This window comes from Actinomycetospora chibensis, assembly GCF_028737215.1.
Lineage (GTDB): Bacteria > Actinomycetota > Actinomycetes > Mycobacteriales > Pseudonocardiaceae > Actinomycetospora > Actinomycetospora chibensis.
The window spans coordinates 155,568-177,819 of sequence record NZ_JAQZAM010000004.1 but is presented as its reverse complement, the minus strand read 5'-3'; the positions used below and the strand labels follow the sequence as shown (position 1 = coordinate 177,819).

The 22,252-nt window shown below is 75.0% G+C and carries 22 protein-coding genes; 11 read left to right on the top strand and 11 right to left on the bottom strand.

Annotated elements, in window-relative coordinates:
- Positions 1–57: 57 nt before the first annotated feature.
- Positions 58–615, top strand: coding sequence for a GNAT family N-acetyltransferase (locus PH189_RS07670; RefSeq protein WP_274188175.1), 558 nt, complete (start codon positions 58–60; stop codon positions 613–615).
- 79 nt (positions 616–694) lie between these two features.
- Here PH189_RS07670 and PH189_RS07665 read toward each other — a convergent pair whose 3' ends face one another.
- The 6 genes from PH189_RS07665 to PH189_RS07640 all read right to left on the bottom strand — a co-directional run bounded on the left by PH189_RS07665 (position 695) and on the right by PH189_RS07640 (position 8,557).
- The gene (locus PH189_RS07665) at positions 695–1,702 is read right to left on the bottom strand and encodes an ABC transporter ATP-binding protein (RefSeq protein ID WP_274188174.1); all 1,008 of its coding nucleotides are present in this window, start codon (positions 1,700–1,702) and stop codon (positions 695–697) included.
- Positions 1,699–2,721 carry an ABC transporter ATP-binding protein gene (locus PH189_RS07660; protein WP_274188173.1) on the bottom strand — a complete coding sequence of 341 codons (1,023 nt, stop codon included), beginning with the start codon at positions 2,719–2,721 and terminating at the stop codon, positions 1,699–1,701. The genes PH189_RS07665 and PH189_RS07660 overlap by 4 nt, the downstream gene beginning before the upstream one ends.
- A 3-nt stretch (positions 2,722–2,724) precedes the next feature.
- Complete coding sequence (locus PH189_RS07655) at positions 2,725–3,648, bottom strand: ABC transporter permease (RefSeq protein ID WP_274188172.1); 924 nt, start codon at positions 3,646–3,648, stop codon at positions 2,725–2,727.
- Positions 3,641–4,567, bottom strand: a complete 927-nt coding sequence (locus PH189_RS07650) for an ABC transporter permease (protein ID WP_274188171.1) — start codon at positions 4,565–4,567, stop codon at positions 3,641–3,643. Before PH189_RS07650 ends, PH189_RS07655 begins: the two co-directional genes overlap by 8 nt.
- Before the next feature lie 90 nt (positions 4,568–4,657).
- The gene (locus PH189_RS07645; RefSeq protein ID WP_274188170.1) at positions 4,658–6,256 is read right to left on the bottom strand and encodes a peptide ABC transporter substrate-binding protein; all 1,599 of its coding nucleotides are present in this window, start codon (positions 6,254–6,256) and stop codon (positions 4,658–4,660) included.
- Between the two features lie 153 nt (positions 6,257–6,409).
- A complete protein-coding gene (locus tag PH189_RS07640) occupies positions 6,410–8,557 on the bottom strand; it encodes an ABC transporter substrate-binding protein (RefSeq protein WP_274188169.1) in 2,148 nt (715 codons plus the stop codon).
- Positions 8,558–8,741: 184 nt separating this feature from the next.
- Between PH189_RS07640 and PH189_RS07635 the strand changes: the two genes are divergently transcribed.
- Entirely contained in the window at positions 8,742–9,059 is a 318-nt protein-coding gene (locus PH189_RS07635) for a hypothetical protein (RefSeq protein ID WP_274188168.1), read from the top strand.
- Here the strand turns inward: PH189_RS07635 and PH189_RS07630 are convergent.
- The gene (locus tag PH189_RS07630; RefSeq protein ID WP_378014931.1) at positions 9,056–9,460 is read right to left on the bottom strand and encodes an NUDIX domain-containing protein; all 405 of its coding nucleotides are present in this window, start codon (positions 9,458–9,460) and stop codon (positions 9,056–9,058) included. The genes PH189_RS07635 and PH189_RS07630 overlap by 4 nt on opposite strands.
- A gap of 37 nt (positions 9,461–9,497) precedes the next feature.
- Here PH189_RS07630 and PH189_RS07625 point away from each other — a divergent pair, with 37 nt between their 5' ends.
- The 3 genes from PH189_RS07625 to PH189_RS07615 all read left to right on the top strand — a co-directional run bounded on the left by PH189_RS07625 (position 9,498) and on the right by PH189_RS07615 (position 11,891).
- The gene (locus tag PH189_RS07625; RefSeq protein WP_274188167.1) at positions 9,498–9,800 is read left to right on the top strand and encodes a 4a-hydroxytetrahydrobiopterin dehydratase; all 303 of its coding nucleotides are present in this window, start codon (positions 9,498–9,500) and stop codon (positions 9,798–9,800) included.
- Positions 9,801–9,807: 7 nt separating this feature from the next.
- Entirely contained in the window at positions 9,808–11,013 is a 1,206-nt protein-coding gene (locus PH189_RS07620) for an MFS transporter (RefSeq protein WP_274188356.1), read from the top strand.
- A gap of 269 nt (positions 11,014–11,282) precedes the next feature.
- Positions 11,283–11,891, top strand: a complete 609-nt coding sequence (locus PH189_RS07615; RefSeq protein WP_274188166.1) for a hypothetical protein — start codon at positions 11,283–11,285, stop codon at positions 11,889–11,891.
- 33 nt (positions 11,892–11,924) lie between these two features.
- Here the strand turns inward: PH189_RS07615 and PH189_RS07610 are convergent, their stop codons facing one another.
- Positions 11,925–12,533 (bottom strand): hypothetical protein, encoded by a 609-nt coding sequence (locus PH189_RS07610; protein WP_274188165.1) that lies wholly within the window; start codon positions 12,531–12,533, stop codon positions 11,925–11,927.
- Between the two features lie 128 nt (positions 12,534–12,661).
- A complete protein-coding gene (locus tag PH189_RS07605; protein ID WP_274188355.1) occupies positions 12,662–13,315 on the bottom strand; it encodes a GPP34 family phosphoprotein in 654 nt (217 codons plus the stop codon).
- Positions 13,316–13,563: 248 nt separating this feature from the next.
- Here PH189_RS07605 and PH189_RS07600 point away from each other — a divergent pair, with 248 nt between their 5' ends.
- On the top strand, positions 13,564–14,628 hold the full coding sequence (locus PH189_RS07600; RefSeq protein WP_274188164.1) for a sigma-70 family RNA polymerase sigma factor: 1,065 nt from the start codon (positions 13,564–13,566) through the stop codon (positions 14,626–14,628).
- Here the strand turns inward: PH189_RS07600 and PH189_RS07595 are convergent.
- Positions 14,549–15,049: a MarR family winged helix-turn-helix transcriptional regulator gene (locus tag PH189_RS07595; RefSeq protein WP_274188163.1), complete on the bottom strand. Its 501-nt coding sequence runs from the start codon at positions 15,047–15,049 to the stop codon at positions 14,549–14,551. The two genes, PH189_RS07600 and PH189_RS07595, sit on opposite strands and share 80 nt — an antisense overlap.
- A 49-nt stretch (positions 15,050–15,098) precedes the next feature.
- On the opposite strand from PH189_RS07595, the gene PH189_RS07590 reads away from it, so the two are divergent.
- On the top strand, positions 15,099–16,295 hold the full coding sequence (locus PH189_RS07590; protein ID WP_274188162.1) for a cytochrome P450 family protein: 1,197 nt from the start codon (positions 15,099–15,101) through the stop codon (positions 16,293–16,295).
- A 31-nt stretch (positions 16,296–16,326) separates the two neighbouring features.
- On the opposite strand, the gene PH189_RS07585 is transcribed toward PH189_RS07590, so the two are convergent.
- Entirely contained in the window at positions 16,327–17,217 is an 891-nt protein-coding gene (locus PH189_RS07585) for an SMP-30/gluconolactonase/LRE family protein (RefSeq protein WP_274188161.1), read from the bottom strand.
- Between the two features lie 135 nt (positions 17,218–17,352).
- Between PH189_RS07585 and PH189_RS07580 the strand changes: the two genes are divergently transcribed.
- From PH189_RS07580 to PH189_RS07565, 4 genes are all read left to right on the top strand, one after another.
- A complete protein-coding gene (locus tag PH189_RS07580; RefSeq protein ID WP_274188160.1) occupies positions 17,353–18,054 on the top strand; it encodes a response regulator transcription factor in 702 nt (233 codons plus the stop codon).
- On the top strand, positions 18,051–20,621 hold the full coding sequence (locus tag PH189_RS07575; protein ID WP_274188159.1) for a DUF4153 domain-containing protein: 2,571 nt from the start codon (positions 18,051–18,053) through the stop codon (positions 20,619–20,621). Before PH189_RS07580 ends, PH189_RS07575 begins: the two co-directional genes overlap by 4 nt.
- A 113-nt stretch (positions 20,622–20,734) precedes the next feature.
- A complete protein-coding gene (locus tag PH189_RS07570; RefSeq protein WP_274188158.1) occupies positions 20,735–21,178 on the top strand; it encodes a VOC family protein in 444 nt (147 codons plus the stop codon).
- A 51-nt stretch (positions 21,179–21,229) separates the two neighbouring features.
- The gene (locus tag PH189_RS07565; RefSeq protein WP_274188157.1) at positions 21,230–22,249 is read left to right on the top strand and encodes an LLM class flavin-dependent oxidoreductase; all 1,020 of its coding nucleotides are present in this window, start codon (positions 21,230–21,232) and stop codon (positions 22,247–22,249) included.
- The last annotated feature ends 3 nt before the right edge of the window (positions 22,250–22,252 follow it).

Below are 22,252 nucleotides of genomic sequence, written 5' to 3'. Positions count from 1 at the left end.
GCACGCTAGGCCGTCCGGACGTGCCCGTCCGCGCCGGGTGGGACGAGACTGGTCGCCGTGACGGACGTGACCTGGTCGGTGTCGTGGGAGACCGAGCTGGACGACGCGGCGCACGCGTCGCTGGCCGCGCTCCTGGGACGCGCCTACGCCGCGCAGTCCGTCCGGTTCGGCGACGGCCGGAGCTGGGCCGGCGCCCGCCCCGAGCTGCGGGTAATCGCGCGCGCCGGTGAGACCCCCGTGGCACACGCGGGGATCATCCGCCGGTTCCTGCGTGCGCTGCCCGACGGGCCCGACGTCCTCGTCGGGGACGTGGGCCTCGTCGCGGTGGACCCCGGCCAGCACGGGCACGGTGTCGGCCGGGCGCTGATGGCGCAGGTGGTCGCGACCCTCGTCGACCTCGACGTCCCCTTCGGCTTCGTGTCGTGCGGGCCGGACGTCGAGGGTTTCTACCGCGCCGCGGGCTGGACGCGGCTGCCCGGCGTCACCGTGCACCTGATCGACACCCACCACCGCACCCGGGTCGACCCCGGCCCGGCGATGGTCCACGCCGCGGGCCGGTCGTTGTCGGCGTGGCCGGCCGCGCGCATGTTCGCCCGCGACGGGCAGCTCGTCTGACCGGACCAGCGCGCGAGTGATCGAAGTACCGATACGGACACTCAACGTCTGCGACGGCACTTCGCTGACATGAACCGGGCTACTCCGACCGGACCAGATGCGGGGGCTCGGCGAAGTGGCACGCCGCGGGGTGGTCGGTGGCCGCCCGGACCTCGAGCGCCGGGGGCTCCTCCGCGCACACGGGCCGGGCCTTCGGGCAGCGCGTGCGGAACCGGCAGCCCGAGGGTGGGTCGGCCGGGCTGGGCACATCCCCGCTGAGACGGATCGCCTCGCGGCGCCCGCGCAGCGAGGGGTCGGGCACCGGCACCGACGACAGCAGCGCCTGGGTGTAGGGGTGGCTCGCGCGCCGGTAGATGTCCTCGGCGCTCCCGGACTCCACGATCGACCCCAGGTACATCACCGCGACGCGGTCGCAGAGGTGCCGCACGACGCCGAGGTCGTGGGCGATGAACAGGTACGCCAGCCCGAACTCGCGCTGCAGGTCGCCGAGCAGGTTGAGCACCTGGGCCTGGATCGACACGTCGAGCGCCGACACGGGCTCGTCGCACACGATCACCTTGGGCCGCAGGGCCAGCGCCCGCGCGATCCCGATGCGCTGGCGCTGCCCGCCCGAGAACTGGTGCGGGTAGCGCCGGATGTGCTCGGGGTTGAGCCCGACCACCTCGAGCAGCTCCTGCACCCGCCGCTGGCGGTCGCCCTTCGGCGCCACCTCGGGGTGGATGTCGAAGGGTTCGCCGACGATGTCGCCGACGGTCTTGCGCGGGTTCAGCGACGTGTACGGGTCCTGCAGGACGATCTGCATGTCGCGCCGCCAGGCCGTCAGCGCCGCGCCCTTCTTGGCGAAGAGGTCCTCGCCCTCGAAGGTCGCGGTGCCCCCCGTCGGGGGGATCAGGCGCATCAGGACCTGGGCGAGCGTCGACTTCCCGCAGCCCGACTCGCCCACCACCCCGAGCGTCTCGCCAGGGTGGAGGTCCAGCGAGACCCCGTCGACGGCGCGGACGTGCCCGATGGTGCGGCGGAACAGCACGCCCCGCGTGATCGGGAAGTGCTTGACCAGGTCGCGGACCGACAGGATGGGAGAGGTCACCCGGACACCACCTCGTGCGTCGTCGGACGGTCGGTCCCCTCGGCCACGAAGCGCTCGGCGAAGTGGCAGGCCGCCTGGTGGTCCCCACCCAGCTCGCGCAACGCCGGGACCTCGGTCACGCAGCGGTCCACCGCGTGCGCGCAGCGCGGGTGGAACGGGCAGCCGTCCGGGATCGCCGCGAGGCTCGGCGGCAGGCCGGGGATCGGCCGCAGCGGGGCGCCCGCGACATCGTCCACGCGCGGCACCGAGTCCATCAGCCCCCGCGTGTACGGGTGGCCGGGCCGGGCGTAGAGCGTGGCGGCGTCGGCGTGCTCGACGACCCGCCCGGCGTACATCACCGCGATCCGGTCGGCGACCTCCGCCACCACCCCGAGGTCGTGGGTGATGAGGACGAGCCCCATGCCGCGCTCGCGGCGCAGCTCGTCGAGCAGGTCCATGATCTGTGCCTGCACCGTGACGTCGAGCGCCGTGGTGGGCTCGTCGGCGATCAGCAGCTCGGGGTCGAGCGCCAGCGACATCGCGATCATCGCGCGCTGTCGCATCCCGCCGGAGAACTGGTGCGGGTACTCCTTCACGCGCTGCTTCGCGTTCGGGATGCGGACCTGGTCGAGCATCTCCACCGCCCGCGCCGTCGCGTCCCTGCGCGACAGCCCCCGGCGGAAGCGGAACTGCTCGGCGATCTGGAAGCCCACGGTGTAGACGGGGTTCAGGGCCGACAGAGCGTCCTGGAAGATCATCGCCATCGACTCGCCCCGAAGCAGCCGCCGGCGTTCCGGGTCGGCGCCGAGCAGCTCCTCGCCGCGGAAGCGCACCGCTCCGCCGGTGATCCGCCCGGGCGGGAGGTCGAGGATGCCCATGACCGTCTGCGCGGTCACGCTCTTGCCCGAGCCCGACTCGCCCAGCACGGCCAGGGTCTCGCCCTCGTCGACGTGGTAGCTCACGCCGTTGAGCACCGACGCAGTCTCCGGTCCGCGGCCGAACTCGACGCGGAGGTCCTCGACCTCCAGCAGGGGGGCCATGCCTCACCGTCCCCGGGGGTCGAGGGCGTCGCGCACGGCGTCACCCATCATCACGAAGGCCAGGACCGTCACGACGAGGAAGCCGGCCGGGAAGAACAGCGCCCACGGGATGTCCTGCACCCGGTCCTTCGCCTCGGCGATCATGACACCCCAGGAGACGACGGGGTCGCGCAGGCCGATGCCGAGGAACGACAGCGTCGCCTCGGCGCCGATGAAGACGCCGAACTGGATCGCGCCGTAGACGAGCACCGGCGCGAGGGTGTTGGGCAGGATGTGCCGCAGCACGATGCGGAACGGGCCGGCGCCGAGGGCCCGGGCCGCCTTGACGTAGTCCTGCTGGGCGGTCTCGATGGCGGCCGCCCGCATGATCCGCATGGCCACCGGCCAGGTCAGCACCACGATCGTCAGCACCACCTGGAACACCAGCTCCTGGGCGCCCACGATCTCCCCCGGCTCGTTGAGCGAGGTGAGGATGACGATGCCGCCGAGGACGAACGGCAGGCCGGCGAAGACCTCCCCGATCCGCGAGAGCAGCGAGTCCGCCCAGCCCTGCGAGTAGCCGGCGAGCAGGCCGGCCAGCGACCCGATGACCATCGTGCCGAGGGTCGCGAGGAAGCCGACGGCGAGCGACGGCGCCGCCCCGTAGATGGTCCGCGCGTAGACGTCGCGGCCCTGGAGGTCGTAGCCGAAGATCGCGCCGTCGCCCGGGGGCTGCCGCGAGCGGGAGAGCTCGCCGACGGCCGGGTCCACCGAGGTGAACAGCGACGGCGCCAGGGCCATCAGCAGCAGCACCAGGATGAGCGCGGCCGCGATCCAGAACCGGGGACGGCGCCGCAGATCGGCCCAGCCGTCGACCCACAGCCCTCGGGTCTCCTCGACGGCCGGGGCCTCGTCCGCGGCGGCCGGCGACGTCGCGAGTTCAGTCATAGCGGATCCTCGGGTCGAGCACGGCATAGAGCAGGTCCACGACGAGGTTGGCGACGAGGTAGACGATCACGAGCAGGGCGACGACGCCGACCACCGTGGCGATGTCCTGCTGCTGCAGGCCCCGGTAGATCAGCCCGCCGATCCCGCGGATGTTGAACACGCCCTCGGTGACGATCGCGCCGCCCATGAGGGCGCCGATGTCGGTGCCGAGGAACGTGACGACGGGGATGAGCGAGTTGCGCAGCATGTGCACCCCGACGACGCGGCGCCGGGGCAGGCCCTTGGCGACGGCGGTGCGCACGAAGTCGGCGCGGCTGTTCTCGATGAGGCTGGTGCGCGTCAGCCGCGCGACGTAGGCCATCGAGAGGCTCGCGAGCACGAAGCCCGGGACGATCAGCTCCCCGATCGACGGGTTCGCCGGGACCGACGTGCGGATGATCCCGAGGTCCACCCCGAGCACCTGGCGCAGCACCAGTCCGGTGACGAACACCGGCAGGGCGATGAGGAAGAGCGTCGAGACCAGGACGAGCGTGTCGGCGAAGCCGCGTCCCCGCAGACCGGCGACGACGCCGGCGATGATGCCGATGACCGCCTCGATGACGAGCGCGACGATCGCGAGCTTGATCGTGATCGGGTACGCGTCGGCGATGAGCGTCGACACCTCGGTGCCGGAGAACGTCTGGCCGAAGTCCCCGGTCAGCACGGCGCCGAGGTACTTGAGGTACTGGACGATCAGCGGGTCGTCGAGGTTGTAGCGCTCGGTCAGCGCGGCCCGGAAGGCGGGCGAGCACTCGCGCTGCCCGCACTTGCCGGCGAACGGGTCCTCACGCAGGCCCCAGACGAGCCAGTAGACGAGGAACGTCGTCCCCAGGAAGACGGGGATCAGCTGCAGCAGCCGCCGCAGCGTGTAGCGGCCCACGGTGGGTCTCCTCCGGTCGGTCCGACCCGCCGCGCGGGAGCCGGGTGGACCCGGATCCCGCGCCGGCGGTGGTGGTGGTCGGTGACGGGATCAGCCCTGGGGGTTGAGCCGGAACGACGTCGTGACGAGCCGGTCGAGCGGGTTGCGGTCGCCCGAGGCCAGCCGCGCCGAGTCCCCGTAGATGATCTGCCGGGTGAACAGCGGGATCGACGGCATGTCCGTGAGGATCAGTCGCTCGGCCTCCTGGTAGCCGGCCTCGGCGGCCTGCTCAGTGGGGGCCTGGTCGGCGCGGTCGAGCGCCGCGTCCACGGCGGGGTTGGAGTACTTGTAGTCGTTCGACGACGCGTCGGTGCGGTAGAGCTGCGTCAGGAACGTCTCCAGGTTCGGGTAGTCGCCGATCCACGCCGCCCGGAACAGGCCGGTGAACTGGAACGCGTTGGCCTGCTGGCGGACCTCGGCGAACGACGGCAGCGGCGTGTACTGCGCGTCGATCCCGAGGTTCTGGCGCAGCTGGTTCGTGACCGCCTGCATCCATTCGGCGTGACCGCCGTCCGCGTTCGCCGTGAGCGTCAGCGGCCCCGCGAAGCCGCCGGCCTGGGCGAGCAGCTCACGGGCCCGCTGCGGGTTGAACTGGCAGTTCGCGCCGCACTGGTTGGGCACGTAGCCCTGCGCGGCCGACGTCGCGAGCCCGTCGGCGGGCTTGTAGGTGCCGCCGAAGATCTGGTCGACGATCGCCTGGCGGTCGATCGCCATCGACATGGCCCGGCGCACCAGCGGGTTCTGGAAGCGCGGGTCGTAGAGGGGGAAGCCCAGCGCCGTGGTCTGCAGGCCGTCCTTGGCGTGGGCGCCGGCCCCGAGCTCCTGGCGCCAGCGGCCCCCGGTGAGCGCCGCGGGCGGGATCGCCTTGACGTGGTCGAGGTTGCCGGACACGACGTCGTCGTAGGCGGTCTGGATGTCGGCGTAGACGCGGAACTCCAGGCGCGGGACCTGCGGCTTGTCGGAGCCCGCGTACTGGTCGTTGCGCACCAGGGTGAGGTTCTGGTTCGGCGTGCGGGACTCGAACCTGAACTCGCCGTTGCCCACCGGCGCGGCCTCGAAGCCCGCGCGGTCGGTGAAGAACTTCTGCGGCAGCGGGTAGTAGGCCGAGTAGCCCAGCGTCGTCGGGAAGATGACGAACGGCGCCTTGAGCGTGACCTCGAAGGTCTGCGGGTCGACCACCCGCAGCCCGCGCATGGTGGGCGCGGTCGGCTGCTCGGTCGAGACCTCGTCGTACCCGTCGATCTTCTCCATGAACGACTGGGCCTGGGCGGCGTTGGGTCCGGCGGCGACCCAGTTCCACGCGTCGACGTAGTTCTGCGCGGTCACCGGGGTGCCGTCGTGGAACGTCCAGCCCGGCTTGAGGCGGATCGTCCAGACCCGGTTGTCCGCCGACGTGATCGACTCCGCGGCCTCCATCGAGGTCGCGGCCGTGTCGACGTCGTACTTGACGAGCCCGGCGAACAGCGCGTCGAGGACGTCGCCGCCCTGCTGCTCGGTGTTGTTGCCGGGGATCAGGGCGTTCTCCGGCTCACCCCAGTCGAGGGTGACGGTCTGGGCGGACTGGTCGTCCCCTCCCCCGCCGCACGCCGTCGCGACCAGGGCCACGGCGAGAGCAGCGGCCACGGCAGTGGCCAGGCGGCGCAACGGCAACGTCTACCTCCTCGGGAATCCCGTCCGGTCGCTCGCGCGGGGCAACCGAGCAATCACCGCGCGTGACATGACTGCGGGGAACCTAGGGAATTCCGTTGACAGCGGCAAGACATGCACGTCGCGTGATGATGAGGCCCACGGTGACGCGGCCGGTCAGTTGATGCCGTCGTCCCCGCGCTGGGTCGCCGGCGGCGGCGTCCAGCGGTCGGCACCGGCGAAGGGGCTCTCCGGGAGCGGGCCGATCACGACGTCGGTGCGCTCGGTCGGGCCCACGAGCACCGAGGCGGCCTGGAACAGCGGGATCACCGGCAGGGCCGTCCACAGCGTCGGCTCCGCGAGCGCGAGCGCCGTGTCCGGGGACACCGCGCCGGACGACGCGGCGTCGAGCAGCGACTGCAGCGCCGGGTCGCAGTAGCCGGTGGGCGTGAGCGCCTCCGAGGCCTGCGGCTCGGAGAGCTCCTCGATCGCGTCGGGATCGGCCTCCGCGCTCTCGGTCGGCGCAGCCGGGGCGTCCGTGGACGTCGGCGCCGCACCCGTCGCCGACGCCGGCGGCGCGACGCTCGTGGGCGCGGACGTGCTCGTCGGCGCAGCGGGCGTGCTCGGGGCGGCGGCGGTCGCGCCCGGGAGGGCGGGCGCTTCGTCGCTCGCGGCGAGGTCGACGGCCGGGTCGGTGCCGGTGCGGCCCGACGTCACCGGCGCCCGACCGCCCGGGCAGCCGACCACCGACGCGAGGTCGGTGATCGGGTCCGTGCCCACCGGGAGCGCGACGACGGCGATGTCGGCGACCGCGAGGTCCGACGGCGAGTCGGGGGTCGGCGGGACGGTCGTGGTGGTGGAGCTGGTGGCGCCGACCGGCGCCCCGGTCGAGCGCTGGGCCGGCGTCTGACCGGGGGTCTGGCGGGGCGGGCCCGCCGTCGTCGGGGTCGGCGCGGGGGTGGGCACCGCGGCCGTCGTCGTCGACGCCGGACCCCGGCCGGGCTGGAAGGGCGTCGAGCCGCCGTCGGCCACGACCACCGACGCGATGCCGGCGGCGCGGAGCTGGGTCCCGAGGGTCGAGACCAGGCGGCCGAACGGCGCCACCTGGGGCGGCGCGGCGAGGCGCAGGACCAACGGCTGCCCGGCGCGGCTCCACTGGCCGTCCTCGCCGCGGGTGTAGCCGGCCTCGGTCAGCAGTCGCGCCGACTCGCCGAGGTCCCGCTGCGCGGCGGGCGAGTCGGCGGGCAGCGTCGACCGGTAGCCGGCCTCCGAGGGCGCGCGGGCGAAGGCGTCGGCGGGCAGGTCCGCGGAGGGCCCGCCGTCGGCGCCGACCTCGCGCAGGGCCGAGCGGTCGATCGCCGACGCCACCGCCTGCCGGACCCGCAGGTCGGCGAGGGGGCCGTCGTCGCTGCGCAGGGCGAGCTGGACGACGGCCGGCTCGGGCAGGGCGCGCACCGTCAGCCCGGGGCCCGCCGTGGCCAGCGCGGTGAGATCGTCGCCGGTGGCGCGGAACTGCGTGGCCTGGACGTCGCCGGAGCGCACCCGGTCGATGAGCGACGTCGCCTCGGCGGCCTGGAAGACGATCTCGTCGGGCACCGAGGGCGTGCCCCAGTAGCGGTCGTTGCGGGCGAGGGTGACCTGGCCGCGGACGCGGTCGACGACGCGCACCGTGAACGGCCCGGCGGACACCGGGATGCTGTCGGTCAGCGCGCCGCCCCACGAACCGGGCGCGTCCTTGAGCAGGTGCGCCGGCAGCAGGTGGTCGAACAGGGTCTGCCAGGCCGGGAAGGGCCGGTCGAACACGACGTCGACGGCCTTGCCGCCGGCGCGGGACCTGACGTCGCTGATCGCGCGGTAGCCGGCCGCGCCCACCACGCCGGGCTGGCTGCGCATCTGCTGCCAGAGATAGACGAAATCCTCGGCGGCCACCGGGGCGTTGTCCGACCAGGTCGCCGCCGCGGCGATCTCGTAGGACACGGTGTAGGGCTCGGTGTCGGTGACGCGCGCCGACGTCACCACCGTGGAGTCGAGGCGCGGCTCGCCGTCGGGACCGGGCCGGAACGCCGAGGGCAGCACCAGCGGGGCCATCGCGCGGGCGATCGGGGTGTCGTCGGCGACGCGGTGCGGGTTGAAGCCGATGCCGAGGTCGTCGACCCCGATGCGCAACTCCGTCGGGTCGGGCTCGAGCTGCGGGGTCGGCGCGGGGGCCGGAACGGGCACCTGGCCGACGACCGGCGGCGGCGCCCCCGAACAGGCCGCCACCAGCAGCGCGAGGGCGACCACGAGAGCGGGGAGGACTCCGACGGCACGTCGGGGACCGCTCACGCCTTCGTCCGGCCCTTCGTCCTCGGGGAGATCGCCTGGTCGCTCGCCGGTCGGCCGGACCCCGCGGGACCGTGGTGGGACCGTGCGGGACCAGTCGTACCGGGATCGCCATCGTGGCACGGTGGCCGTCGGACCTGGTCGACGGGTCTGGCCCGCGGCCGGGACCAGAGGTTAGCCTCGCCTCATGGGCAAGGGCGCGAAGAAGGGCCGGCACCGGACGGAGTGCCCCACGTGCGGGTCCGCCCGGCCGGGCCGGGACGCGGCCCCCGCGCAGGACGCCCCCGTGCCGAAGGAGAAGGGCCCGAAGGTCCCGCTCCACCTCGCCGCCTACGCCCACGCCGCCCCGCTCACCGGGGCGAAGAAGATCAAGAAGCAGTGCTGCCGGTCGTCGCCCCGCTGCAAGGGCTGTCCGGTGCTGCTCATGCGCGCGGCGCGGCTCCAGGAGTCCGGCGTGACGGGCAAGGACCTCAAGAAGGCGCTGAAGAAGGCGCGCGCCGCCTAGGTCGCGCCTCGTCCCCGGCCGCCGTCGAGGAGCGCCGCCAGCGCGGGCAGCACGGCCCGGTCGGCGTCCAGCCAGTCGAGGTCGTCGAGGTCGTCCGGCCCCACCCAGCGCAGGGCGTCGTGCTCGAGCGCCGTCGGCTCCCCGTCGGCACGGCAGGCCCGGATGCGCAGCACCCGGCCCTCGGAGAGGGTCACCTCCGGGCCGACGCGGTCCCCCACCGCGACGTCGGCGAGGGCGAGCTCCTCGCGCAGCTCGCGGGCGAGCGCGGCCGCCTCGTCCTCGCCGGACTCCACGGCTCCCCCGGGCAGCTCCCACCGTCCGGCGGCGGAGGCGGGCCGGGTCCGACGGGCCGCCAGCACCCGTCCCTCGCGGACGAGGGCGGCTCCCACGACGATGCGCACCCGGTGATTCTCCCCGTGGCTCTCCTAGGATGCGGTCATGGCTGAACTCCTGAGTGAGGACGCGATCGCCCGGGCCCTGCAGGACCTGCCGGGCTGGCAGCGCGAGGACGACGCCACCATCGCGCGCTTCGCGAAGCTCCCGAGCTTCCCCGAGGCCATCGCGGCCATCGACGCCGTCGCCGAGCTGGCCGAGTCGGCGAACCACCACCCGGACATGGACATCCGCTACAACAGCCTGAAGTTCAAGCTGTCGACGCACTCCGAGGGTGGCCTGACGGCCAAGGACACCGACCTCGCCGCGAAGATCTCCGCAGAGCTCTCCTCCCGCGGCGCGGAGTGATCCCCGCCTGAGCGCCGACACCCCGGCGGGCCTCCGGTCCGCACCCTTCGTCGCGCTCCTCGCCGCGACCGTCCTCGCCTTCGGCGGCTACGCGCTCCTGCTCCCCGTGGTGCCGGTGCACGCGGCCGCGGGCGGCGCCGCGCCCGGTGCCGCCGGCGCCACCACCGGCGTGTTCATGGCGGCCACCGTCGCCGCCCAGCTGACCGTTCCGGCCGTCCTGCGCCGCGTGGGCCCGCGTGCGGCGATGGTCGCGGGGGTGCTGGCGATGGGCGTGCCGGCGGTCCTGCTCGCCGTCACGGCGTCCCTGCCCGTGCTGTTCGGGGTGGCCGTGGTGCGCGGGCTCGGGTTCGGGCTCGTCACCGTCACCGGTGCCGCCCTCGTGGCCGACCTCGCGCCACCGGCCCGGCGGGGACGGGCCATGGGCCTCTACGGGGTCGCGCTCGGCCTGCCGCAGCTCGTCCTGCTCAGCGGGGGTGTCTGGGCCTACGACGTGCTCGGCGGGGCCGCGGTGCTGCTCGCGGGGGCGGCGCTGCCGCTCCTGGCGTCCCTCGCCTGCGGACGCCTTCCGACGCGTGTCGTCGCCTCCCCCGGTGACGCCGCGGCCGGGCGCACGTTCCCGGTCAGGTCCGCCGTGGGGCCCTGGACGGCGATGGTGGTCTCCGCGGCCGCGGCCGGCGGCGTGATCACCCTGCTGCCCCTGTGGACCCCCGGCACGGGATCGGCGACCGGCCTCGCCGGGGGGACGACCACCGCCGCCGTCGCGCTCGCCGTCCTGACGACGGGCCAGCTCGCGGGACGTGGACTCGCCGGGGAGCTCGCCGACCGGCGGACCCGCACGCCTGCGGTGGTCGTCGGGCTGGTCACCGGCGTGGGCCTCCTGACCGTCGCCGCCGGCGCCGGCGTGATCGCCCTGGGCGGGGCGGGTTCCGGTCCCGTGGTGCTCCTCGGCGCCGCGCTCGTGGGCCTCGGGTTCGGCGCGGTCCAGAGCGACACCCTGCTCGCGCTCTTCGCCCGCGCGGGCCCGTCCCGCTCGGGCGCCGCCAGCACGTGGTGGAACACCGGCTACGACGCCGGCACCGGCCTCGGCGCCGCGGCCCTGGCCGCGGTGCTGGGCGCCGCAGGCGCGCCCACCGCGTTCGTCGTCGCCGCGCTCGCGTGCGTCCTCGTGCTCCCGGTCCCGCTCGCGGCGGTGCTCGGGCGTCGGGCGGGCTGACGGCGGCCACCGGTGCCGCCGCGCTCGCCGGGGCGGCGATGTCGCCGCGGCACCGAGGGCCGTCGACCGCTCGGGATGCTTCGGTTTCCGAAGCATCGGCCGGGGAACGGCGACGGGCGGGTCCGGCGACCCCGGTCCACGTCGCCCGTCCGGACGCCGGCGACGTCGTTCGGTCCGCGATCGGAGGCTGTGCGGGTGACGTGCTGACGCGATCGGGCGAGAACCTGTCATCGGCTGTCACGACGCGGGCACCGCCCGCGATGTCCGCCGTGTCCGACACGGGCCGGGCGCGGATGACGGAGGCCGACGTGGTGAAGAAGGTGCTGTTCGCGGCCCTGCTCGGCGCGGTCGTGATGATGGGGTCGGCGCAGGCCGGCTACCTCACCTCCGCCACCCTGCCGGACCCCGTCGCCCCGGGTGCGGCGCGCGCCCCGGAGCTGTCGGGGGCCGTCACGCCCGAGCCGCCGTCGCCCGGCGCGGCTCCCGGGACCCCGCCGCCGGTGGGGCCCGCCGGACCCGCCGCGCCCGCGGGACCGGTCGGAGCGGGCGGACCCGGTGCGGTCGGTCCCGTCGGCGCGACGGGCGGCGGCGCCGGGGAGGCGGCGACGCCACCCCGCACGGGGCGCTCCGCGGTGGCCGACAGCAGCCCGGAGCCACGGTCGTCCGGCCGGTCCGGCCCCGGCGGCTCCGGCGGCTCCGGGTCGTCGGGCAATGCGGGCGCCCCGGCGGGCGGTTCCGGCTCGTCGTCGGGCGGGTCGTCCGGAGGCTCGTCGAACGGCGCGTCCGGCGGGCAAGCAAGGGACGACTCGGGTGGTGTCCGCGCCCAGGTGTGCCTCGAGCGCGTGCTCGGGCAGTGCGTCCGCGTCGGGCTCGGCTGAGGCAGGGGCCGGAGCCGGGTCTGGGGCTGGGCGTCAGCCCGTGGCGACCTTCTCGGGCGCGCCGCCGGGCACCGCAGAGCGCTCGGCCTGCGCCACCGCGGCGATGGTGTCGTCGAGCAGCGCCACGAGCAGGCGGTCACGCGCCGCGGCGTCGAGATCGGCCACGCGGGCCGCGACGAGCAGGTGGGCGCACGCGTGGTTCACCGGCCCCACGTGCAGCAACGTCGCCAGACGTCCGCCGTGGCCCTTCTCGCCCCGGCCCGGGCGTCCCGGCCCGGCCGCCGCGCGTCGCTGGAGGCGACGCTGCAGACGGGGGAAGAAGCGGTTGGCGGGGTCGACCGCGAGGCCGGTGCGCGCGATCGTCGCGAGCACGATCGGCCGGACCTCGACGCCGGAGTCGCGCCCGAGGCCGATGAGCGTCACGGCCCGGGTCGCGAGCTGCTGACGGGCCTCGGAGGACACGGCGTCGTTGACCTGCCACGCGACGGCGGCGAGCGCCGGATGCGTGCAGCGTGGCCGGTCGGTGAAGCGTTCGCCGGCGAGGACGGAGACGTACTCCATCAGGCAACTGCCGGCCTCCGCGTCGCGGTGCGCGCCGGCATCGAGGACAGGCATGCCCTCCGGAGGGCGGGTGGACGTCATGGGAAGCCTCCCTTCCCCGGCCCCGGGCCCTCGCGCCCGGTCGGATGCTTCACCGTAGACCGAAACCGGGCCCAGGACAGGGGTCCGGGCGAGGGAATCGAGATCGGGCCCTCGGCGCGGGCGGTCGGTCAGCGCTCGGAGCCGATGACCGTGGTCGCCGTGAGCGCCGCCAGCACCGCACCGACGGTGGGCGAGATCAGCCGGCGGATGTCCTGGGCGACGCCGAGGGTGACGTGCCGGCCGTCGGAGATCGCCCGGGCGCGGCGGGCGGCGAGGGTCAGGTCGACGGGGCTGAGCTCCCGGACGCGGCGGCCATGGTGGAGCAGCACGATGAGCATCGCGACCGCCTCGTCGGGCTCGTCGCCCTCCAGCGAGGCGCGGACGGCGGCACGGTCGTGGTGCAACGCCTCGACCTCGTGGACCCGAAGGGCGGAGCCGAACACCGGCATCGCGAGGTAGCCGAAGACCCGGCGCGGCTCGCGGGCGGCCAGCCCGCGCTCGACGAGACGGTCCATGGTGCGGCGGATCATCTGGGCGCCGCGGTGGCCGGTGACCGCGTGCTGCAGGTCGGTCTTCGCGCCCCCGTGCGCGAGGAGGCTCTCGGCGACCCAGCCGAGCAGCGGATCGGTGACCTCGACGGGCCCGCGCCGATAGGCGGTGCCCGCGTCGAGCAGGGAGGCGTCGAGCAGCAGCTCGACCATCGCGGCCGCGACGAGCAGGCCCGCGGGCTCGGTGAGGGTGGACATCGGGCGTCCTTCGTCGTCGCCGAGGATCCACGCCACCCGCTCCGGCAGCGTCAGGTCCGCAGTCCGTGACGACCACCGCTCCGAACGCACGGAGACAGCGTAGGCACCGCTGTCCCCCACCCGAGCGAGGAGTCCCCGGGCGGTGGCAGACGGCGTCGAACGGTGCGGCCGCCCGGGGCATCCGGGGCGGCCGACCGCCCGGGCGCCGGTCGCCGAGGGTGAGGGCGTGATCGCCGCGCGGGATCCGAGCCGCGGGTGTCGGACCGCCGGAGCACACTGCCCCCATGACCGACCCGGGCACCGCGACGCCCGTCGCCCCCCTGGCTCCCGACGACGCGGCGGACGACCTCGAGCGAGCGCGCCACGGCGACGACGACGCGTTCGCCCGACTGGTCGCGCCGCTGCGCCGGGAGCTGCACGCGCACTGCTACCGGATGCTCGGCTCGGCGCACGACGCCGACGACGTCCTCCAGGACGCGCTCCTGCGTGCCTGGCGCGCGATCGGGCGGTTCGAGGTCCGCCCGGACCGGCCGAACGCCCTGCGCTCGTGGTTGTACACCGTGGCCACGAACGCCGGGCTCGACGCCGTCGCCCGCCGCGGACGCCGGGCCCTGCCGATGGACCTCGGCCCGTCCAGCGAGGCCCCGGGGGACGAGCCGCCCCGCACCGAGGTGGCGTGGCTCGGCCCCTACCCCGACCACCCGGACGCCACCGTCGAGGAGCGCGAGGCCGTCGAGCTCGCGTTCGTGGCGGCGCTGCAGCACCTCCCGGGCAACCAGCGGGCGGCGCTACTGCTCATGGAGGTCCTCGGGTTCTCGGCCGCCGAGGTCGCCACGATGATGGTGACGACGACGGCCTCGGTGAACAGCGCCGTGCAGCGGGCGCGGGCGACGCTCGCCGCCAAGGTCACCGGCCCCAGCCAGCAGCGCACCCTGCGCGCGCTCCCGGACGCCGCGCTCGCGGCCACGGTCGCCCGCTACACGTCGGCGCTCGAGGCGGGCGACGCCGACGCGCTCATCGGGCTGCTCACCGCCGACGTCACGTGGTCGATGCCCCCGAGCGCCGCCTGGTACCGCGGCATCTCCGCGGTGTCGGCGTTCCTGCACCAGGGGCCGCTGGGCGTGGCCTGGCGCCACGTCCCGGCCCGCGCGAACGGCCAGCTCGCCGTGGGCTGCTACCTGTGGGACGCCGACGAGTCGTCGTGGCGCGGCGGGGTGCTCGACGTGCTCACTCTCGCCGAGGACGGCCGGATCGCCGAGGTCACCGCGTTCATCGGGGCGGAGCACCTCGCCGTGGCCGGCCTGCCCGCGACGCTGCCCGGGGAGACGCCGCCGACGACAGCTCCCTGATCATGTCCTCGGTGCGCTGCTCGGCCGCGGCGAGGAAGGTCGCCATCCGCGCCAGCACCGCGTCGTCGACACCCGCGAGCTCCGCGGCGAGGCGGGCGTTCAGGGGGTCGTAGAGCGCGGCGATGCGCCGCAGGGTCGCCGGGTCCGGCTCGATGAGGACGCGGCGCCGGTCGGCCGGGTCGGGCACGCGGTGGACGTGGCCCGCGGCGTGGAGGCGTTCGACCATCCGCGACGCCGCACCGGTGGTGAGGTTGACGCGCGCCGCGAGCGTCCCGGGGGTCGCCGGGCCGTGCCGCGCGAGCTCGTAGAGGCACTGCAGCTCGGTGGTCCCGACGCCGATGCGCGCGGCGACCACCCCGTTGAACTGGACGAGCCGCACGCTCCAGGCCGCCAGCGCGGCCACGACCTCCTCCGGTGCCACGGCCCTCCTTTCTCTGCACTGTGCAGCGAATGTGTGTCACAGTCTCTGCATGATGCAGCGATTCTCGCACGGCACCTGTCCGTTCACCGCCGGGACGCGCCGAACCGACGAGCCCTACCCGGGCCGCGAGGCGCTCCGCTCCGCCGGGCCGGTCGTGCTCGCCGAGGCACCGGCCGGCGGGCCGGTCGCGATCGTGACGACGGCGGCGCTCGCCCGCGTGGTCCTCGCCGACCCGCGCTTCGTCAAGGACACCGCCTGGGCCCCGCCCGAGTGGGACCCCCGGGCCGCGGAGCTGGAACCGACCGCGGCCCAGGCGCTCTCCCTGACCACCACCGAGGGCGCCCCGCACGCCGCGCTGCGCCGGGCCCACGCCCCGATGCTCTCGCCGCGGCGGATGCGGGCCCGGCGCGGCGCGATGCGGGACACGGCCCGAGGGCTGCTCGCCGAGCGGGGCGAGGGCCCCGTCGACCTCATGGCCGACTTCACCACCCGCTACCCGCTGGCCGTGGTGGGCGACCTGCTCGGCGTCCCGCGCGCGATGCTGGACGAGGCGGTCGAGGCCTGCCGGCGGATGTTCGGCGACGAGGCCGACGTCGCCGCGGCGATGGGCGGCTTCGCGCGGCTGGCCGCGACGGCGATGCAGCACGAGGGGCTCGCCCGCGAGCTCCGCGAGCGCCTGCCCGCGGACGTCACCGACGAGCAGGTGCACTACCTGCTGTTCACGCTGCTCTTCGTGGGTCAGCTGACCACCGGCCCGGCGCTGGGGTTCGTGCTGGCGCGGGTGCTCGCCGAGGGAGACGGAGCGCAGCGGAGCTCGACCCGGGGGGAGGGCACCGGGCCGGGCGGGGACACCGCCGCCCTCGTCGACGACGTCCTGCGCCGCGACCCGCCCGCGCCGTTCACGCTCTGGCGGTTCAGCGCGCAGGAGGTCGAGCTCGCGGGCGTCGTCCTCCCGCCGCGGACCCCGGTGCTCGTCGACCTCGCGGGTTCGGCCGACGACCCCGGCGCGGGCCCCGGTCCCGGCCTGGCGTTCGGCGCGGGCCCGCACCTCTGCGCGGCCGTCCACCTCGCCCGCGCCGAGCTCGTCGCGGCCGTCGACGTGCTCGTCGGCGACTTCCCCGACGCCCGCCTGGCGGTGCCCGCGGCCGACCTGCGTCGCGTCGACCCGGGCGGCATCGCGGGCAGCCGGCTCGCCGCCCTCCCCGTCGAGGGCCTCCGGCCTCGTGAGTGTTCCGGGTCGTCCTGACGACCCGGAACGCTCACGTGCGCGGACCGCCTCAGGGCCGCCCGGCGTGCGGCACGTCGACGCGGACCGCCAGCAGCTGGGCCTCGCGCACGGGGCGGCGCTCGTGCTCGGCGAACGACGGCGCCGCGCAGGCGTAGAGCGTGCACCCGTCCTCGCCGCCGAGCATGCAGGCGTAGACGCCGGTGCCCGTGGGGAGCTCCTCGAGGACCTCCCCGCCCTCGGCGACGCGCAGCAGCCGCGCGTGCAGGGCGTCGGCGACCCAGATCGCGCCGTCGGCGTCGGCGCAGATGCCGTCGGGGGCCACGGGCAGCGCCCCGACCGCCTCGCCGACGTCGGTGGTGGGGGGCGGCTCCGCGAACCGCGCCCAGGACCGCCGCCGCGCGAGCCCGCCGTCGTCGGCGACGTCGAAGGCGGTCAGGCGCGCGCCGAACGTCTCGGCGACCACGAGCACGCCGTCGCGCAGCACCATGCCGTTGGGGAAGAGCAGGTCGTCGGCCACGGTGCTCGCCGCGCCGTCGGGGTCGACGTAGGTCAGCGTCGTCGAGCCGATGGGCGCCCCGCCCATGAGGTCGAAGCCGAAGTTGCCGACGTAGGCGCCGCCCCGGGCGTCGACGACCATGTCGTTGAGGTGGTCCGCGACGAGCCCGGAGAGGTCGGCGTGCTCGACCAGCGAGCCGTCGTTCTCGCGCCGCAGGATCCGGTGGTCGCGCATCGACACGATCAGCGCGCGGCCGTCGGGCAGGAAGCCCAGGCCGGACGGCTGCTCGGGCACCTCGGCCATGACCTCGTGGTGCCCGGCGTCGTCGATCGCCACGACCTTCTCGGTGTAGAAGTCGGAGACCCACAGCCGTCCCTCGTGCCACCGCGGGCACTCGAGGTACGACCACCCGTCCGACACCACGTCGACGTTCCGTTCCGCCACGGCGCTCCTCCTCGAGCCACGAAGTGTCCGCGCACGCTCTTGGGCCCGCCGGTGGGTGTCAAGAGCGCGACCTGCACACGATCTCCACGGAACGACCCCGAATCCCGACCGGCCCGGCTCCTACGCTCGCCGACCATGAGCGGTCCCACCCGGCGCATCCTCCTCGTCGAGGACGAGCCCGTGATCAACGGCGCGGTCACCGACCGGCTCGTCGCCGCCGGCTACGACGTCGTCCGCGCGTGGGACGGGCCCGGCGCGATCGCCGAGTTCACCGCCCGCGAGCCCGACCTCGTCGTCCTCGACGTGATGCTCCCCGGGCTCGACGGGCACGAGGTGTGCCGGCGCATCCAGGCCGTCCGGCCCGTGCCCGTGCTCATGCTGACGGCGGCCGACGACGAGGCCGACGTGCTCGTCGGGCTGGCCGTCGGCGCCGACGACTACCTCACCAAGCCGTTCCGGATGCGCGAGCTCGTCGCCCGGGTCGCTGCGCTGCTGCGGCGGGTCGAGCGCGCGGCGGAGCTGTCAGTGCGGGATCCCGACGTCCGGGAGCTCGGCGACGTCCGCATCGACCCCGGGGCCCGCCGCGTCTGGGCCGACGGCGATGAGGTGCACCTGACGCCGACCGAGTTCGACCTCCTGCGCTGCCTCGCGGCCAGCCCGGGTGTGGTGCTCACCCGCGAGAAGCTCATGGGCGAGGTGTGGGGCTGGCCCGGCGCCTCGGGCACCCGCACGGTCGACAGCCACGTGAAGGCGCTGCGCGCCAAGATCGGGCCCGAGCGGGTGCGCACCGTCCACGGCGTCGGCTACGCGCTGGAGATCCTCGGGACCGGCCCGTGAGCATCCGCGCCCTCGACCCGGTCCGCTCGGTCAAGGTCAAGCTCGGGGTCCTGGTCGGCGCGAGCGTCACGCTCGCCTCGGTGATCGCGACGATCGGCGCGGGTGCCGGCGTCCCGATCTGGCTGAGCATCCCCGTGACCATCGCCGTCGCGCTCGCCGTCACCCAGCTCCTCGCGGTCGGCATGACCTCGCCGTTGCGCGAGATGACCGCGGCCGCGCGACGGATGGCCACCGGCGACCACGACGTGCGCGTCACCTCCACGTCGCGCGACGAGGTCGGCGAGCTGGCGCGGGCGTTCAACTCGATGGCCGAGGAGCTCGCCGGGGTCGACCGGCAGCGTCGCGAGCTGGTCGCCAACGTCAGCCACGAGCTCCGGACGCCGCTGGCCGCGCTGTGTGCCGTGCTGGAGAACCTCGCCGACGGCGTCGCCGCGCCCGACCCCGCCACGCTGCGTGCCGCGCTCGCCCAGGGCGAGCGGATGTCGGACCTGGTCACCGACCTGCTCGACCTCTCGCGGGTCGACGCCGGCCGGGCGCCCCTGCACCGCGAGCCGGTCGAGGTCCGACCGCTGCTGGACGCCGCCGTCGCCGAGGCCCGGGTGGGCGGGCAGGACGTCGCCCACGTGCTCGACGTCGACCCGCCCGGCCTCGTCGTCGACGGCGATCCCGCGCGCCTGCGCCAGCTCGTCGCCAACCTCCTCGACAACGCCGCGCGCCACAGCCCGCCCGGCGGCACCGTGACGGTCCGGGCCCGGGAGGCGGACGACGGCCGCTGGCACCTCGAGGTCGTCGACGAGGGCCCGGGTGTCGCGCCGGAGCACCGCGACCGCGCCTTCGAACGCTTCGGGACGCTCCGCGACGTCGGGATCTCCGGTGGCGGCACCGGCCTCGGGCTCGCCATCGCCCGGTGGGTGACCGACCTGCACGACGGGTCGATCGGCTTCGCCGACCCCGAGCCCGGCACGTCGGGCGCCCGCGTCCGCGCCGACCTCCCGACCACGCCGGCGCGACGCCGGCCCGCAACACCCACCCCCGACCAGGAGGCGATCGCCGTGCCCGCACCCCCGGTCACCCCCGCGCGACCCGAGCCGGCACCTGCCGAGGTCCCCTCGCTCACCGACGGGCTCTTCGGCGACTTCTGGCCCGACCGCGGGGTGCCCGGCAACGTCGCGGTCCTGCTCGGCGCGCTGGGAGTCGGCGTGCTCGCCGGCGTCGTGCTGCCCTTCCGGAACCTCGGGCTGGGCACGTTCCTCGTCCTGCTCGCGACCACCGGCGTCCTGCTCGTCGCGAGCCGGCACCGCCGCGACCGCTTCACCTCCGTCTGCGCGGGCCTCTGCCTCGCGCTGGCCTGCGTCGTCGTCGTCCGGGACGCCGTGTGGATCGTGCTGCTCTGCCTGCTGGCCGGCGCCGTGCTCGGCGCGGTCGGGCTGACCCGCGGGCGGCGGGTGCCGGCGTTCCTCGTGGCCCTGGTCGCCTGGCCCCTCGCTGCGCTGCGCGGCCTGCCCTGGCTGGGGCGGACGGCGCGGGCCGTCACCGGCCTGGGCAACGGGGCCGCGCTGCTGCGCACCGCGGTGTGGTCGCTGCTGGGGATCACGGTGTTCGCCCTGCTCTTCGCCTCGGCGGACGCCCTGTTCGCGGAGTGGGTCGGCGCGGTGGTCCCCGACCTCGGCTCGGCGGATCTCACCGCGCGGGTGTTCGTCGCCCTGGGCGTCGGCGGCGTCGTGCTGTGCGGGGCGTACCTCGCCCTCAACCCGCCGTGCGCCGAACGCGGCGAGCGCGCCGCCCGTCCCGTCGCGCACCGCTTCGAGTGGCTGGCGCCCGTGCTCGTCGTGGACGCCGTCTTCGCCGTGTTCCTCGTCGCCCAGGCCGCGGCGTTCTTCGGCGGCCGCGACTACCTGGAGCGCACGACGGGCCTGACCTACGCGCAGTACGTGCACCAGGGCTTCGGTCAGCTCACCGTCGCCACCGCGCTCACGCTCCTCGTGGTCTGGGCGGCGACGCGCAAGGCGCCGCGCGCGACGTCGTCCGACCGCACCTGGATCCGCGTCTCGCTCGGGCTGCTGTGCGCGTTCACGCTGGTCGTCGTCGCCTCGGCGCTCTCCCGGCTGCACCTCTACGAGCAGGCCTACGGGCTGACCCGCCTGCGCCTGCTGGTCGCGGTGTTCGAGGGCTGGCTCGGTGTCCTGGTGCTCGCCGTGATCGCCGGGGCCGGCCCGCTCCGTGCGCTGTGGCTGCCCCGGTTCGGGCTCCTGAGTGGCGTCGTGCTGCTGCTCGCGCTCGCGGCGGCCAACCCCGACGCCTGGGTCGCGCGGCAGAACCTCGAGCGCTACGCCGTCACGCGGACCGTCGACTGGGAGTACCTGAGCGACCTCTCCGCCGACGCCCTCCCCGCCTACGCCGAGCTGCCGCGGCCCCTGGCCGAGTGCGCGCTGCGACCGACCGGGGAGGAGCGCGACGACTGGCTCGCGTGGAACCTCGGCCGCTCGCGGGTCGACGCGTTCCTCGACGCCTCGGGGGGCGTGTGGCAGCACCGGACCGACTGTCCCGGGCAGACCCGGTCCGAGTGATGCTCACGGAAGGTGATGGGCGCTGCGACGTTCGAGTGGACGAGGTCGCGATCTCGCGGTGTGACCCGTGACACTGTGTGGCTGACACGGCTCGACCCGGAGGGGGACCCGACATGACCGCGACCGAGCACCGCCCCGCGCTGGGCACCTTCCACCACTTCTCCGCGACGGTCAGCGACGTCGAGGCCAGTGCGGCCTGGTACGAGCGCGTCTTCGGGATGAGCCGTGTGCCCGCCCCGTTCCCGCACTACGACGACGCGGACAGCGGCTACGCGATCGTGCTGCTCGACCCGGCCACCGGCATCGGCATCGGGCTCCACCACCACCGGGACCAGCAGGACGGCCCGGCCGACGAGCGCCGCTGCGGGCTCGACCACATCTCGTTCGCGGTGCCGACCCGTGCCGACGTCGACGCGTGGGCGAGCTGGCTCGACAGGCTCGGCATCGCGCACTCGGGCGCCAACGACACCGACGACCCGGTCCCCTACACCGCGCTCGTCTTCCGCGATCCCGACAACGTCCAGCTCGAGATCTTCTACATGGACACGCCCGACTGACGCCCCGAACCACGACGGAATGTCCCTCGGACACGCACCGTTGATTGAAACGTGAAGAACATCGGGTTCCTGTCCTTCGGGCACTGGTCGGCGTCCCCGCACTCGCGGGTGCGGTCGGGAGCCGACGCCCTGCTGCAGTCGATCGAGCTCGCGGTGGCCGCCGAGGAGGCGGGCGCGGACGGCGCCTTCTACCGGGTGCACCACTTCGCCCAGCAGCTCGCCTCGCCGTTCCCGCTGCTCGCAGCGGCCGCCGCGAGGACGAGCCGGATCGAGCTGGGCACAGGCGTGATCGACATGCGGTACGAGAACCCGCTGTACATGGCCGAGGACGCCGGATCCGCCGACCTGATCTCGGGTGGCCGGCTGCAGCTCGGCATCAGCCGGGGATCGCCGGAGCAGGTGATCGACGGCTACCGCTATTTCGGCTACACCCCGCCGGAGGGCACGAGCGACGGCGACATGGCGCGCGAGCACACCGCGACGTTCCTGAAGGTGCTCGAGGGCGAGGGCTTCGCCCGGCCCAACCCGCGGCCCATGTTCCCGAACCCGCCCGGCCTCCTGCGGATCGAGCCGCACGCCCCCGGCCTGCGCGACCGCATCTGGTGGGGCGCCGGCAGCCGCGCGACCGCGGAGTGGACCGCCGAGCAGGGGATGAACCTGATGAGCTCGACGCTGCTCACCGAGGACACCGGCGTGCCGTTCCACCGGCTGCAGGCCGAGCAGATCCGGCGCTTCCGCGACGCGTGGACGGCGGCCGGGCACGAGCGCGAGCCCCGCGTCTCGGTCAGCCGAAGCATCTTCCCGATCGTCAACGACCTCGACCGTCAGCTGTTCTGGCGCGAGCACGACAGCACCGACCAGGTCGGGTGGATCGACGGCGGCAACGCCCGGTTCGGCAGGACGTACGCGAACGAGCCGGACAAGCTGATCGCCGAGCTCGCCGAGGACGAGGCGATCGCCGCCGCGGACACGCTGCTGCTCACCGTGCCCAACCAGCTCGGCGTCGACTACAACGCCCACGTCGTCGAGAGCGTGCTGACCCACCTGGCCCCGGAGCTGGGCTGGCGCTGAGCG

Excerpts from the sequence above, each read along its gene's own strand:
- PH189_RS07580 (WP_274188160.1), top strand. The coding sequence starts at position 17,353 with ATGAGCGGTCCCACCCGGCGCATCCTCCTCGTCGAGGACGAGCCCGTG.
- PH189_RS07655 (WP_274188172.1), bottom strand. The coding sequence starts at position 3,648 with ATGACTGAACTCGCGACGTCGCCGGCCGCCGCGGACGAGGCCCCGGCC.
- PH189_RS07660 (WP_274188173.1), bottom strand. The coding sequence starts at position 2,721 with ATGGCCCCCCTGCTGGAGGTCGAGGACCTCCGCGTCGAGTTCGGCCGC.
- PH189_RS07590 (WP_274188162.1), top strand. The coding sequence starts at position 15,099 with ATGATGCAGCGATTCTCGCACGGCACCTGTCCGTTCACCGCCGGGACG.
- PH189_RS07610 (WP_274188165.1), bottom strand. The coding sequence starts at position 12,533 with ATGACGTCCACCCGCCCTCCGGAGGGCATGCCTGTCCTCGATGCCGGC.
- PH189_RS07600 (WP_274188164.1), top strand. The coding sequence starts at position 13,564 with ATGACCGACCCGGGCACCGCGACGCCCGTCGCCCCCCTGGCTCCCGAC.
- PH189_RS07635 (WP_274188168.1), top strand. The coding sequence starts at position 8,742 with ATGGGCAAGGGCGCGAAGAAGGGCCGGCACCGGACGGAGTGCCCCACG.
- PH189_RS07570 (WP_274188158.1), top strand. The coding sequence starts at position 20,735 with ATGACCGCGACCGAGCACCGCCCCGCGCTGGGCACCTTCCACCACTTC.
- PH189_RS07625 (WP_274188167.1), top strand. The coding sequence starts at position 9,498 with ATGGCTGAACTCCTGAGTGAGGACGCGATCGCCCGGGCCCTGCAGGAC.